The organism is Haloarcula taiwanensis (assembly GCA_002844335.1).
Classification (GTDB): Archaea; Halobacteriota; Halobacteria; order Halobacteriales; family Haloarculaceae; genus Haloarcula; species Haloarcula taiwanensis.
The window spans coordinates 1,650,498-1,664,836 of record CP019154.1 but is presented as its reverse complement, the minus strand read 5'-3'; the positions used below and the strand labels follow the sequence as shown (position 1 = coordinate 1,664,836).

At 65.8% G+C, this 14,339-nt stretch carries 11 protein-coding genes; 7 read left to right on the top strand and 4 right to left on the bottom strand.

The window, feature by feature from the left end; genetic code table 11:
- Positions 1-220 precede the first annotated feature (220 nt).
- From BVU17_08450 to BVU17_08435, 4 genes are all read left to right on the top strand, one after another.
- Complete coding sequence (locus BVU17_08450; GenBank protein AUG47543.1) at positions 221-994, top strand: hypothetical protein; 774 nt, start codon at positions 221-223, stop codon at positions 992-994.
- Positions 991-3,372 (top strand): copper-translocating P-type ATPase, encoded by a 2,382-nt coding sequence (locus BVU17_08445; protein ID AUG47542.1) that lies wholly within the window; start codon positions 991-993, stop codon positions 3,370-3,372. The genes BVU17_08450 and BVU17_08445 overlap by 4 nt, the downstream gene beginning before the upstream one ends.
- 653 nt (positions 3,373-4,025) lie before the next feature.
- Positions 4,026-4,319: a hypothetical protein gene (locus tag BVU17_08440; GenBank protein AUG47541.1), complete on the top strand. Its 294-nt coding sequence runs from the start codon at positions 4,026-4,028 to the stop codon at positions 4,317-4,319.
- 274 nt (positions 4,320-4,593) lie between these two features.
- Positions 4,594-5,058: a bacterio-opsin activator gene (locus tag BVU17_08435; GenBank protein AUG47540.1), complete on the top strand. Its 465-nt coding sequence runs from the start codon at positions 4,594-4,596 to the stop codon at positions 5,056-5,058.
- Positions 5,059-5,063: 5 nt separating this feature from the next.
- Here BVU17_08435 and BVU17_08430 read toward each other — a convergent pair whose 3' ends face one another.
- Together BVU17_08430 and BVU17_08425 are read right to left on the bottom strand one after the other, a co-directional pair.
- Entirely contained in the window at positions 5,064-6,821 is a 1,758-nt protein-coding gene (locus tag BVU17_08430) for a DNA mismatch repair protein (GenBank protein AUG47539.1), read from the bottom strand.
- 35 nt (positions 6,822-6,856) lie between these two features.
- Positions 6,857-7,462, bottom strand: coding sequence for a zinc ribbon domain-containing protein (locus tag BVU17_08425; protein ID AUG47538.1), 606 nt, complete (start codon positions 7,460-7,462; stop codon positions 6,857-6,859).
- Positions 7,463-7,662: 200 nt separating this feature from the next.
- On the opposite strand from BVU17_08425, the gene BVU17_08420 reads away from it, so the two are divergent.
- Positions 7,663-8,799 (top strand): PAS domain S-box protein, encoded by a 1,137-nt coding sequence (locus BVU17_08420; protein ID AUG47537.1) that lies wholly within the window; start codon positions 7,663-7,665, stop codon positions 8,797-8,799.
- Between the two features lie 156 nt (positions 8,800-8,955).
- A complete protein-coding gene (locus BVU17_08415; protein ID AUG47536.1) occupies positions 8,956-9,693 on the top strand; it encodes a SpoOM family protein in 738 nt (245 codons plus the stop codon).
- Between the two features lie 21 nt (positions 9,694-9,714).
- Here BVU17_08415 and BVU17_08410 read toward each other — a convergent pair whose 3' ends face one another.
- Complete coding sequence (locus BVU17_08410) at positions 9,715-12,549, bottom strand: helicase (protein AUG47535.1); 2,835 nt, start codon at positions 12,547-12,549, stop codon at positions 9,715-9,717.
- Between the two features lie 177 nt (positions 12,550-12,726).
- Here BVU17_08410 and BVU17_08405 point away from each other — a divergent pair, with 177 nt between their 5' ends.
- Positions 12,727-13,575, top strand: coding sequence for a fructose-bisphosphatase (locus BVU17_08405; GenBank protein ID AUG47534.1), 849 nt, complete (start codon positions 12,727-12,729; stop codon positions 13,573-13,575).
- A gap of 13 nt (positions 13,576-13,588) precedes the next feature.
- On the opposite strand, the gene BVU17_08400 is transcribed toward BVU17_08405, so the two are convergent.
- Positions 13,589-14,338, bottom strand: coding sequence for a phosphoesterase (locus BVU17_08400; protein ID AUG47533.1), 750 nt, complete (start codon positions 14,336-14,338; stop codon positions 13,589-13,591).
- Position 14,339: the final 1 nt, after the last annotated feature.

Below are 14,339 nucleotides of genomic sequence, written 5' to 3'. Positions count from 1 at the left end.
CGACCCATTTCTTTTTATAATCCCTCTAACGTACGGCCAGACATGTCTGCGTCAAGCCCCCGGCTGGTAACGTTGCTGGTGTTGCTCGGGCTCGCGCCGGTCGCATACTACATGCAGGGAACCGGCCGCTCCATCGTCGCGCTCTCGCTGGTTAGCGTCGTCATCATCGCCGGCAGTCTGTTCTGGATGACACAACCAACAGAGTCGAGTACCGTCTGACATGCAGTTCGGGACGGCGGGGCTGAGTTCCGGTGAAACGGCCGGGCTCGCGGCGTTCGTCGGGCTGGGACTCATTGGGAGTGTCCATTGCCTTGGGATGTGCGGGCCGTTAGTCACAACCTACGCCGACAGACTCGACGACGGCGGGCCGGTGTCAGGCCACGAGATACGCCAACACGCGTTGTTCAACGCTGGACGGACGGTGAGCTACGCGCTCGTCGGGACGGTACTTGGCGCTGCTGGCAGTGTACTGTACGACGTGGCCGGCCTGGCACGCTTCGGGACCGCCGTCCGTGGAACCGTCGGGGTTTTTGTCGGCCTCGCTATCATTGCCGTTGGACTGGGGTATCTCTCCCGTGGCCGCGCCGTCGACGTGGCCCGGTCGCTGCCGCTGGTCGGAGACTTGTTCCAGCGACTCTCCGCGTCGCTCGTTGCTAGGGTCGATAGGTGGGTCGACGGCCCCGGGATGGTCGCGCTGGGTGCGATGCACGGCCTGCTCCCCTGCCCGCTGCTGTACCCGGCGTTCCTGTACGCCTTCGCCACCGGCTCCGCGCTCACCGGCGGCCTCTCGCTGGCCGCGCTTGGTCTCGGGACGTTTCCGCTGGTGTTCGCCTACGGGACTGCCTTCGGAACACTGTCGCCGGGCCATCGCGCGACGTTGCACCGGGCGCTCGGTGTCGTTTTCATCGCGCTCGCGCTCGTCCCGCTGTCGAACGGGCTTGCGGCGTTCGGTATCGCCATCCCGAAACCACCCCTGCCGATGCCCTGGACATGACCCACTGTACGCTCTGTGATCTGCCGGTCGATGCGCCAGTCACCGACGACGCGGTCGAGGGGACGTTCTGCTGTCGCGGCTGTCTGGAAGTCGCGCGAACCCTTGACGACCCGGCGACGGAAACCCGCGACGCCGCCGACACTGGCCCCGACCCGGACGACGCCGACGGTGAAACGGCTTTCCTCTCGGTCGACGGGATGCACTGTGCGACCTGCGAAACGTTCCTCGAAGCGCGGGCCACAGACCACGATGGCATCGTCGCCGCGGCCGCCAGCTATCCGACGGGGACGATGAAACTCACCTATGACGCCGACGCACTCACGGAATCGGACCTCACAGACGCGGTGGCCGGCACCGGCTACGGCGCCAGCCTGCAGGCCACGGAGACCGACGACGAGTACGAACTGGAGGGCCGGCTCATCGTCGGCGGCTTCTTCGGGATGATGACCATGCTCTGGTACATCCTCTTTCTCTACCCGGCGTATCTCGGCGTCGATTCGTCCCTGTTACTGTTCGACCCGTCGGGGCAGGCAGGAGCTTACCTGCTGTGGAACATGGCCGTGATGACCGGCGTCGTGGTCGGCTACACCGGGTGGCCGTTGCTTCGCGGGGCCTACGTCAGCCTCCGGGCCGGCCGGCCGAACATGGACCTGCTGGTGGCGATGGCTGCCGTGACCGCTTTCCTGTACAGCGTCGTCGCCGTCATTTTGGGACATACAGAGGTGTACTTCGACGTGGCGACGGTCATCGTCATGGCAGTCTCGGTCGGCGACTACTACCAGGACCGGGTCCGGCGGCGGGCGCTGGACCGCCTCACCGAGTTCACGACACAGCGGGCCGACAGCGCCCGGCGACGCGCCGACGGGGACCACGAGGAGGTCGCGGTCAGCGACCTCGACCCGGGCGACGAAGTCGTCGTCCGGTCCGGCGAGCGCGTCCCGGTCGACGGCACGGTCGTCGAGGGGACCGCGGCCGTCGACGAGTCCCTCGTCACCGGCGAGTCCCTGGCCGTCCGGAAGACCGCGGGCGACGAGGTCATCGGCGGGTCGCTGGTGACACAGGGCGGCGTCGTCGCCCGCGTCGGGCCCGACGCCGAGAGCACCGTCGACCGCCTGACGAACCTGCTGTGGGAGGTCCAGAGCACGCGCGGCGGCGTCCAGCGGCTGGTCGACCGAATCGCCGCCGTCTTCGTCCCGCTGGTGGTCGTTCTGGCTGTGCTCGCCACCGGCGGGCATCTCGTCACCGGCGCAACGCTGACGGACGCAATGCTGACCGGGCTGGCGGTGCTCGTGGTCTCCTGTCCCTGCGCGCTGGGGCTTGCGACGCCGCTTGCGACCGCGGCCGGCATCCGCCGGGCGCTGGACGGCGGCACCGTCGTCACTGGCGACGCGGTGTTCGAGACGGCGACCGACGCGGACGTGGTTGCCTTCGACAAGACGGGCACGCTGACGACCGGCGAGATGGAACTGCTGGAGCGGGCCGACGACCGGGCGATGGCCCGGGCGGCCGCCGTCGAGCAGTTCGCGGACCATCCCGTAGCCGAGGCGGTGACCGACGCCGTTCCGGTCCCCGACGCGGCCGTCTCGGCGTTCGAGCAACACCCGGGCCAGGGCGTCAGCGCGACGGTCGACGGGGACCGGGTCGTCGTCGGGACCCGGGCGCTGTTCGAGGACCTCGGGTTCGAGGTGCCAAGCGGGCTCCGGAGCCGGTGTGAGCGCGCGACCGAGAACGGGCGGGTCCCGGCGCTGGTCGGCTGGGACGGCACGGCGCGGGACGTACTCGTCGCGGGGGACAGGCTCCGCGCGAACTGGGAGTCGGTCGTCTCGACGCTCGCCCGGGACCGCGACGTGGTCGTCATCACCGGCGACCGCCCCGAGGCCGCCGCCCCCTTCGACCGCCACGACGGCGTCGACGAGGTGTTTGCTGGCGTCCCGCCGGAGGCGAAAGCCGAGGTCGTCGAGCGGCTGCAGTCCCGCGGGACCGTCGCCATGGTCGGCGACGGGAGCAACGACGCGCCGGCGCTCGCCGCCGCCGACGTGGGTATCGCCATGGCGTCGGGCACGTCGCTGGCCGCCGACGCGGCCGACGCGGTCGTGACGACCGACGACCTGCGGGCCGTCCCCGACGTGTTCGCGGTGACGGCCGCGACCCGCACCCGCGTCCGCCAGAACCTCGCGTGGGCGTTCTGTTACAACGCCGTTGCGCTCCCGCTCGCGCTGCTCGGCGTTCTCAATCCGCTGTTTGCGGCCCTGGCGATGACGGCGAGCAGTCTGCTCGTCGTGGGCAACTCCACGCGGACGCTGGCGGGGACAGCGTCACACGGCGAGGCGAATGCTGACGAACCGGCCGCACCGAAACAGCCAGCAGCGGCCGACTGACATCGTATTGTGGACTGCAGCCGTCTCAGTAACTGCAGCCGGTTGTCATCTGGTATCATGTCTGAAACAGATTTAATATATCACCGGTTCTGGTCGTATATACGTCGCTTTCACCGACGTGGTGACCCATGACCTACGCAATTCCCGTTCCCGCGCCAACGTCGTTCGCTCGCTGGCTGTACAGCGGGCGGTCGGCTATCGAACGTAGCCTTGATGCTACGATCGAGTATGCACCCCTTATTGGGGAACGGGCCGCCGCGGACACCTGTTCGGTGAAAATTCCGCACGTGGCACCATAGACTAGTTCGCCGCCGTGGGACCGGCCTCCCACTCATGGACGCCGCACTGCGGCGGCGATTTGATCTGGCTCACTGTCGAGCAGCGGGACTCTACCCACCGCTCGACTGTTCCGCCTGAGAGGCTTACGCCGGCCAGTGTGGCCTACCGGTGTGTCGCCACTCGCCCCTGAGCCTGTACTGCATCGCGTAGCTACCTCGCTGTCCAGCCTCGGGTTCCCCATCGTCCCGGTGTGGGAATCCTGTACCGGCCGCTCCGGGCCGGACGTACGCGCCCGCCACCCGCGCAGTCCCCGACCGACGCGACTCGATTGGTGAGTGCCCTTTCGGCCCGGTTCGACCCCGGCCGTCGGCGTTATGTCGCTGCAGGCGACCCCCCCGACCGAGGTATCGGCCGACGTATCACTGCGCGTTCCGCGTGGCGGGTCCGAGACCCTCGCAGCCGGTGTCGCCGACGTCCTCGCGGCCGTCGACGGCGTCGAAGACGTGGCCGTCGACCGCGTGACCAGCGTGCGGCCCACCTGGACCGATATCCGAGTCGACGCAGATGTGTCGCTGACGATGCAGGTCGACGGCGACCGCACTGAACTCCTGCAAGAAGGGTTCGGCGTGATGGCGGTCAACCGCGTCGACGTGACCGGTGATGCGTAAGTCCCGCCTTCCTCCATCGTCGCTGTCTTCCCGAACATTCCAGACGGATCCGGGCCTCCGCCCGGTGCAGGTTCGATTCCTGCCGGGAAGTCCACACCCATGCATCGAATATACCTCGCCGCCGTCATCGGCAGGCGGCGACGCGACTCGAAGAACAGAACCCGGTCACGCCGCACTCGGCGGCTGTAGCCGCCGGGGCCGGTCACAACCGGTACCCTCGCTTGCGGTCACTGTGAGCCGAGCCTGTAAGATACTGGCGCACGAAGCGGTATGTATGACCGTCCATACGTCCGACGACCGCTGGCTCGATGCACCAGTCGAGACAGTGTTCACGTTCATGGACGAGCCGTCGAACCAGGCGGCCGTCACGCCGAGCCTTACCCGCGCCGAACGCATCGAGCGGCTGCCAAACAGCGGAAACCGCGCTGCGTACGAGTACAAAATGTTCGGAATCACCTTCACCGGTGAGGTCCGTGCCTCGACGTACAAGCCGCCCGAGCGTATCGTTTACGAGATGAGCGGCGACCTGACGGGCCGGATAGCCTGGCGGTTCGAACCGGAGCGCGGGGGCACGCGGCTCACATACGCGGCCGAGTACGAGGTCCCCGGGCCACTCCCGGAGGTTCTCCTCGCGCCGCTCATCCGCTGGTACAACCGCCGGGAGGTACGGCGGCTTCTGGAAAACATCGCCGAGGCGGTCGAAGGGGAGGAGCGAGTCGTCGCCAGTTCGCCGTCCTGACTCGGCTACTCGTCGGTCCAGAGGGCGTCTGAGAGCGTCCGCTGGACCGCTTCCTCGCCGACGGCCGTGGCGAGTGTCTCGAACCCGTTTCGCTCGACGGGGTCCTTGGCGTTCGCGACCAGTCGGGAGACGATGAACTCCGGTGTGGATTTTCCGACCGTGCCAAACCGAGGCTGGTAGTCGACCTGCAGTTCGAGGTCCTGATTCAGCCCTTCAGCGAAGATGCCGTCGACGCGGGCCTCTGTGGGCAGCGGTTCCAGGTCGTCCGCGAGGTGCGTGACGAACACGCCCAGCGCGTCGCGGTCGACAGTCAACGTCACGAGTCCGTGGAGGAGGTCGGCGGCGGAGCCGGGTTCGGTGATGGCCTCGAACTCGTCGACGAGCATCAGCGTCCGGTCGCTCTCGGTCAGCGGCGGCACGACAGAGCGCAGCGTCGATTCGAGGACGCCGGCGTTGAACGAGGCGTGCCGGCGGTGGAACACGACGGTGTCGACGACGCTCACCTCGGCGGCGTCGGCGGGCACGGGCAGCCCCATCTGGGCGAGCAACTGGACCTGACACAGCGTCTCCAGCAGGGTCGTCTTCCCGCCGGAGTTCGCGCCAGTGAGAACGGCCACCCGGTCGCCGCTGGGCGGTCGGTTCGCCCGGTCTAGCTCCAGCGTGTGGTCGCCGATGGCGTAGGTGACCGGCTGGACGCTCTCCACGTCGGCGATTGTGAGGTTGCGGGCCCGTTGCACCGCGATAGTCTTGCGGCCCTCGACGAAGGTGGGGCGGGTCAGGTCGAACGCGATGGCGAACCGGGCCAGCGACACCGAGAAGGCGATGTCGTCTACCGCCTCGACCGCGGCGTCGATCTCCGCACGCGCATCGGCGAGGTCGTCTTCCAACCGGTCGGCGACCGCCTGCTCGCGCTCCCGGACGTCGGTTCGCAGCGTGCTCCGGAGTTCCCGCAACGCCACGTCGACGAAGTCGCGGGCGTCGGTCGCCTCGCGGGGCATCGCGTCCCGGACCCTGGCGGCGTCGACGCCGGTCTCGCTCGTGACGTGGCGCACCAGCGCGTCCTGGAACTCGTCGGGCCGCCGCGCGCCCTCCTGGACGGCCTCGACGACCTCCATCGAGGCGGCCGCGAGGTCCTCGATTTGCCCGAGCCGGTCGCGCAGACGGTCCAGTTCGTCGTCGGCCCCCTCGCCGACGGAGTCGCCGTCGCCCGCGAGGCCGGCGAGCGCCGCCCGGCCGGTCGCCAGGGAGTCGCGGTCGAGGGCGGCGAGCGGCTCGAACACGCCGTTCTCGACGCCGGTGTCCCGGAGCGCGAGCGCCACGTCGACCGCGGCCAGTTCGCCCCCGGCGGCGTCGTAGTCCTCGAACGCGTCGAGGACGGCCCGCTGGTCCTCGTCGGCGAGGCCGGCCCACGTGTCCCGCGCTTCGAGCACGTCGTCCAGCCGCTCGTCCATCGCCTCGCGGGTCGGCAGCGGCGTCAGCACCCGGATGCTGTCGGCCGCAGCCGCCGTGACCGCGTATTCCTCGGCGAGGTCAAGCAGTTCCTTGTACACGTCGCGGGTGTCTCTGGTGGCGAGCAGGCCCATCGATTCGGCCCCGGTCGCCCGCCGGAGGATGCGCGTTGCGCGCCCCTGAGAGAGGCCAGCCGTGGTTAGCGCTCGTGTATCCGCCGACTCGATTGCCTCGATGGCCCGCTCGACGCCCAGCTCCTCGGTGAGCAGTTCGGACGTCTTCGGGCCGATGCCCCAGTACTCCTCCAGTCGCATGCACGGGTGGAGAACGGCGGCCCGCTTAGGCGTTTTCAGTCGTCGGACTCGTCGTCGATACTGAATCGCTCGTGCAGCGGCCCCGGCTCTCCGCGGGCTTGCCGGTCAGCCCGTCGGGCGGCGCGACGCGCGATGAGCGCGCCCAGTGCCGCCGGAATCGCCAGACCGAGCGACACGAGCGCAGTCTGCTCGGAGACGACTGATGGGCCATTCGACAGGAAGACCTCATATCCCACTACGACCACGACGACGGCTACACCGGCGACGACGAGGTACAGCCCGCGGGCCAGCACCTCGCTGGGATTGCGAAGCCGAGAGAGATATGCGGCCGGGACGAGCCAGCCGGCCAGCAGGACGCCGACGGCCACGGGAAGCGAGAGATCGCCGACGAGGATGACGACCGCGTACAGCACGAGCGGCGCAATGGCGATTCCGAGCGAGAGGCCAGTGAGCGTGACTGCCCACGTCGGCGCACCGGAGTCCATCGACTCAAGCGTCTCGGTCAGGCGCTCGTCGAGCATCTCGGTCTGTTCGTCGGTGAGCAGCGTCGCGTCACAGTGTGGGCAGGTCATCGCGGTGGGTTCCAGCGACTCATCACACTCTGGACAGGTGGGAGCCGACGCGTCACGCCACTCGGTCATGCTCCCCTTTGTGCCCCGAGTGGTTTGAGTGACCCGGATAGTGTCAAATACACAGAACTTGGTCGTTAGATGCTATGATACTAAGCCACAGCATTGCACGACCAGTGGAGTAGAATGCGCTGTCTTTGCGGTGTGTTTCCGGGCCGTAGTATCAGTTGGATGATAGAAAGAAATAATCCAGTACAGTCCAACCAAAGCATATGGGGGGCGTTGACATTCTACATGTCGATGACGATAAGGGGCTTGCTAGCCTGACTGCCGACCTCCTCGAACGCAAGGACAGTCGGTTCAACGTGGAGACTGCTGCAAGCGCGACAGAGGGGCTACAGCTACTCGACGATTTCTCCCCTGACTGCATCGTTTCCGACTTTGAGATGCCCGGTATCGACGGACTTGAGTTTTTACAAGCCGTCCGGGCGGAACACTCCAAACTCCCGTTCATTCTGTTTACTGGCCGAGGAAGCGAAGAGATCGCAAGCGATGCGATCTCTGCTGGCGCAACTGACTACCTACAGAAACAATCCGGAACTGATCAGTACGAACTACTGGCCAACCGTATTAACAACGCTGTCACCCGGTATCACTCGGAAAAACAGCTACGCGAGACCAAAGAGGAGTACGCCGCTGTTTTCGAGAACGCGCGGAACGGACTCCTGCTTGTTGATGTCGAGCAAGACGGGTTTCGCTTCCGTCGGTGTAACTCACGGGTTCAGGAGTTTACCGGACTTGCAGAGTCAGAACTTATCGGTAAGACCCCACAGGAGGCACTCGGCGACGAGAATGCCAGAGCGGTCGCCGGCGCGTATCGGAAATGCGTCGACATGCGAGAAACAATTTCATATACGGTGACCCTTACTCATCCGGTCGGCGAAGTCGTCCATGAAGTCAATACCACGCCGATTATCAGAGACGGTGAGGTCGAGCAACTCGTCGTCGCGTTTACCGACATCACCGAACGGTACGCCCGTGAGCAGGAGTTACGCGAGGAGCGGGCGGTCATTCAACAAGCGCTCGACACGCTCGATGAGCCACTGTTCGTTACAGATACTCATGGCACCCTCAAGCACTGTAACCGCCGCGCACTCGAGGCTACTGGCCACACCGAACAGACAGCCGTTGGAACGGCGATCACTGACTTGTTTCCTGACGACGAGCGGGAGATGATTACTGACGCGGTTGACAACGCACTCCGTACTGGCCGAACGACTGTCACGGCCAGCCTTCGACTCGACAGCGGTCAGCGACAGCCATACAAGTTCCGCGCCCACTCTCTGACTGATCTGGATAACAACATAGCGGGGCTGGTCATACTCGGTCAGGATGCCCTTGACACCTGATCGATTGGGCAACTGTCGCAGATACCAGTCGGTATCGACGGCTCTATGTGCTGACGGGCCGCCACGCGCAGGCGCCCGTGTCCGTCGATACGCAATTTCTTCGCCCCGTATCGCCCTGAACTTTATACTATATGACGGTTGAATTGCACACTACCAATGAAAGACGTGCTTTCCAGAATCGGCATCGGGTCTGCTACGGTGGACACGGTCTTGCCGGCAGATTCCGTCAGAGCCGGTGAGTCCGTCCGTGCCGAAGTTCACGTTGAGGGCGGCTCGACGGACCAGGATATCGACGCGATCTACTTCGCGCTGGAAACTGAGTACAGATCCGACGAGGGGTACAAGGACGCCATCATCGACCAGTGGCAACTCACCGAGCCGTTCACCATCGAGGCGGGTGAGGAACGTCGCTTCGAGACGACCGTCCATATTCCCCGGGTGACGCCTGTAACGACACGCTCGACGGCCGTCGAAATCGAGACCGGACTCGATATCTCGATGGCGGTCGACCCCGGTGACGAGGATTACATCGAGGTCGAACCGACACACCGCACGCAGGCAGTGTTCGACGCGCTCGATTCGCTCGGCTTCTCGCTCCATGCCTCTGCCTGTGAGGCCACAGCCGGGAGTCTGTTTACCACCTCGACGAACTTCGTTCAGGAGTTCGAGTTCCGGCCACAGCGCGGCGAGTTCGCGGAGCAGGTCGACGAGGTGGAAGTCGTCCCGGTGTTCGACGACAGCCATCTCACGGTGTATCTGGAGGTCGACCGCAGCGCCGGACTGCTCTCGGAGATGACCGACGCCGACGAGCGACACACGAAACTCACGATAGAAGCGCCTGAGCCTGCTGCTATCGAGCCGCGACTCGCGGAAGCGATCCGGGAATTGAGCTAGGCTGCTGGCGTACGCTGGCCCTCAACCCCAGAACGACTGGGTCCGCGCGTACTCTCGCTCCTGACGAAGGATGTCCCGGTAAAACTCGTCTTCGTCCTCACGCAGATGATTGATGATGCGGGCGGCGTTGTGCGGACCGACGCCGCGGGCCGCCAGCGCGACCACCGCTTGCTTCCCGTGACTCTGGACCAGCGAGGCCGAGCGGTAGGCTCGTTCGGTCATCTTCTCCTGCTCCTCGTCCTTGTCATCGGTCCGGACGGCCGAGACGACTTCCTCGGCCCAGGGATTCAGCGCGGCGATGCGGGTCGAGCCACAGTGCGGACACGACGGCTGGTCGCGCACGCGCTTGACCTGCTGTTTTCGGTCCCACTCTTTGCAGTGTAAACACATGAGGATGACACGGTCGCTTTGGATGCGCTCCCTGACGGTGTTGATGACGCTCGCGTCGGCGTTCTCCGGGGAGAGCAACTCCCGCCCGGAGGAGCTACCGCCGGTCCCGATGGGCGTGTGCTCACCCACTGTTTCGAGCGCTACGTCGCCGCTCTGGATGTCTCGGAGAAGGTCGGCCGTCGCCTCGATGGCGAGGTCCTCGTGGCGCACTTCGCGCAGGGCTTCGTCGTACATCGGCGTGTCCTCCAGCGCAGCGAGCAGACGGTCGCGGCCGAAGTCCGTCGACCCGCGACCGCGCCAGCGCTTGAGCGAGCCGAACTTCGTCGCTACCTGTGCAAGCTTGAACTTCAGCGCGTCGGCGTTTTTCAGGCTGAGTTCGATAAGCGCCGGGAGGTGGTCGGGGTCGGTGTCCTCGATGACTTCGATGACGTCGCCGGCGGTGATTCGTCGCGGGACTTCCAGCGTAATCCGGTAGGGGTCGACCTCCATCGCGACTGATTCGCCCGCTCGCTGGCCGAGCAGCGCCGAGAGGATCCGTCCCAGCGTCTCGTTGATTTTGTGCCCATAGCAGGCATTGATGATAACTTCCCGGCCGTGGAACTCCACCAGAATGGTCGTGTCGTCCGGAATCGGGCCCTCGTGTTTCTCGACCTGCGAGAGGCCGTCCGCGACGGTTTCCGGGCCGGCGGCATAGCGAGTCGCTACGTCTCTGGCGACGGCGTCGGTGTCCGCGCCGTTTTGGAGTTGCCGGCCGGCCACGCGGCGGAGTTCGCCGACCTCCGCGGCGACGGCCCTCGGAACCGGAATTTCCTGCCCGACCCACGATGGCACCTCACCGGCGGGGTCCTCGATGGGCGAGACGGTCACGATCTCCTCCTCCTCGTCGATGTTCGTGATGCGCCACATCTCCCCGCGCTGGACGAACACCTCGCCGGGCGTGGCGAAGTTGACGACGAACTTCTCATCGAGGGTCCCGACCTGCTGGCCCGAGGCTACGTCTTCCACGTCGTAGGTGGCCTCGTCAGGGATCATCGAGAGGTTCTGATAGAAGTACTGCCAGGTCCCGCGGCGTTTCTCTAAGGTGTCCCGGTCCTCGTCGAGCCAGATGACGTTGTTCGCTGCGAGTTCTTCGACGACCTGCTTGAACTGGGCCTCGCCGAGATCACGGAACGGGTACGCGCGGGTCAGTATCTCGTAGGCCCGCATCGCCCGGATTTCGCCGGTGTCCATCACTAGCCCGGCGACCTGGTTAGCAACGGTATCGAGGCTGCCATCGTGTATTTCGGCCGGTTCAACGTCGCCAGCTTCGGCCTGTCTCGCAATCGCCAGCGCCTCCAGCGTGTCGTCGGTGTCGGTGGTGACAACCGTGCCCGAGGAGACGAGGTCACGCCGGTGGCCGGCCCGGCCGACCCGCTGGACGAGACGGGACACCTGCCGGGGACTGCCGTACTGGACGACGTGATCGACGTGGCCCACGTCGATGCCCAGTTCCATCGAGGAGGTACACAGCAGGGCGTCGAGGTCGCCGGCCTTGAACCGGTCCTCCACGTCGATACGGGCCTCCTTCGACAGCGAGCCGTGGTGGACGCCGAGATCGGTTCCCAACTCTTTGAACCGCGAGCCCAGCGCCTCGGCTGTCTGTCGGGTGTTGACAAACAGCAAGACGGACTCGTGGTCATCGATGAGGTCCGCGATGTAGCGGACGTGACTGGCCGTTCCAGCGTCGGTGACGAGCGTGCTCGACAGTTCTTCGTCACGGTCGGTAATCTGGGGCCGGATCACCTCGATGTCCAGTCGACTGCCGATGTCCACTTCCACGATGGCACACGTCCGGCCGCCGGTGAGAAACCGGCCGACCTCGTGTGGGTCGCCGACAGTCGCCGAGAGTCCGATGCGCTGGAACTGCCCGGACAGCTCTCGGAGCCGTTCGAGTCCGATGGTCAGCTGCGCGCCGCGCTTGGCCGCGGCGAGCTCGTGAACCTCGTCGATGACGATATGTTCGACATCTGCCAGCGCAGTCCGGAGCTTCGACCCGGTAAGCATCGCCTGGAGCGTCTCGGGCGTAGTTACGAGCACGTCCGGCGGGTCGTCGGCCTGCTTCTGGCGCTGGTAGTCCGTCGTGTCGCCGTGGCGAACATCCACTTCGAGGCCGAGCGTTTCGCCCCACCAATCCAGACGCTGGCGCATGTCGCGGTTAAGAGCCCGAAGCGGCGTGATATACAGCGCGCCGATGCCAAAACGGTCCTCGGACTGTGCTAATGCGTCGAAGACCGGCAACATCGCCGTCTCCGTCTTCCCGGTACCGGTCGGTGCGACCACCAGCGCGTCCCGCCCGTCAGCCAGGGTCGGAATTGCTTTTCGCTGTGGGTCGGTCGGCGTCGTGAAGCCGCGCTCTGAGAGCGCACTGCGGACGGCTGGACCGAGTGCGGTAAAGGCGTCATCGCCGCGAGCGACCCCGTCAGTCATCGCCCCTTTCTAGCGACTACACCGGGTTAAACACGTTGTGTCACATCGTCTCGTCCGCTGTCGGTAACCGAAGGACTGCGGGCGTTGCAGGGGAATGGCGGGTACAACCTTATGTCGTTGCACAGAGACATGTGAAACCATGACTGACGCCTGTGCAACTGCGACCGGTGATGGCCCGTGAACACGCTCGATGAAATCGAACGAGCGGTGAAGGATACGGCGCATTACGTCAGCGGGAACCTGGCGAACTACGCCAACAGAGCTGCCGGCGAGAACCCGAGCGGGGAACAACAGGTCGGGGGCGACGTGTGGGCCGACGACCTGTTTTTCGACGCGCTCGCACACATCGACGGTATCGGCGCGTACGCGAGCGAGGAGCGCAGCGACGTGGTCGACTGCGGCGAGGGCTACAGTATCGCTATCGACCCGCTCGATGGCTCCTCGAACCTCGCCTCGAACAACTCTGTGGGGACGATAATTGGGGTCTACGACGCCGAACTCCCCGCGGCAGGCCGGGAAATGGTCGCGTCGCTGATGGTACTGTACGGCCCGTACACGACGCTGACAATCGCACGGTCCGACCGCGATGTCGTTCAGGAGCACCTCCTCCGGGACGGGCACAGCGAGCGCTGGGGCCAGTTCGAACTGCCGGCGGAGGCGACAGTGGTCGGGCTGGCGGGCAAGACCGGCGAGCGCAGCGACGAGTTCAACGACATCGCCCAGGCCTTCGAGCGGGACCTGAAGCTCCGCTACGGTGGGGCGACTGTCGCCGATCTGGCGCAGGTCCTCGAGTACGGCGGACTGTTCGGCTATCCGGCGACGACGGGGTATCCGGACGGTAAACTCCGGGTCCACTTCGAATCGGCCCCGCTCGCATATCTCGTCGAAGCGGCCGGTGGCGCTTCCAGCGATGGGTCGCAGTCGTTACTCGCCGTTGAACCGGATGGTATCCACGACCGGACGCCGACGTTCCTCGGCAACGCCGAACTTGTCGACGACCTCGAAGCAGCGCTTTCGGAAGAATAGGTAGACAGCCGGCTCAGACCTGCTGGTAGGCCCCTAACCGCGTGCCATCGAGCAGGAACGCCTCGGCATCCGTCATGCCCTCGGGCAGGAACGGGGCGAGGAACTCCTGGCCGTCGACGTTGACCCACGTCCCCCCGGAGCGGTCGTTGAAGGCAGGAAAGACGACGATATCCGGCGCGTCGTCGACCGGCTGGTCGAACTGCTCGGCAAAGGGATCAGTCGCCAGCGAGCCGCGGAGCCAGGCCCGCTCTTTCTGTGCGCCGCCGACGCTGTCTTCGAGTCGGACGACCGGGTGTTCGTGGCCGACACAGAGCACGTCCGCTTCGAGCACGTCCGGTGCAGGCCAGGTGTGGCCGTGGGCGAACCCGACCGAACCAATGCGGGTCCCGTGTCCCGGCGTCACCTCGATATCGGCGGGAAGGTCGGATAGGACCGGCTCCAGACTGCCGTCGTGGTTCCCTTTCACCAGCGTCACGGGCACGTCGAGTGCGTCGAACAGCGCTTCGAGTTCCGCCCGCTCGTCGTCGAACGGGTCGCCGATAGCGTGGCCCAGATCGCCGACGACCACCAGCCGGTCGGCACGGGCGCGGTCCAGACACGTCAGCAACCGCTCCCGACGGTCCGCGGCGGCCGACTTGAGTTCGACGCCCTCGTATCTGAGCCCCGCTTCGATGCCAGCGTGGTAATCAGCCACCGCCAGCAACCGCTCTCCGTCGGTATCGACTGTGGCTGCCGGAACGCCGGGAAGCGGTTCGACGCGCATC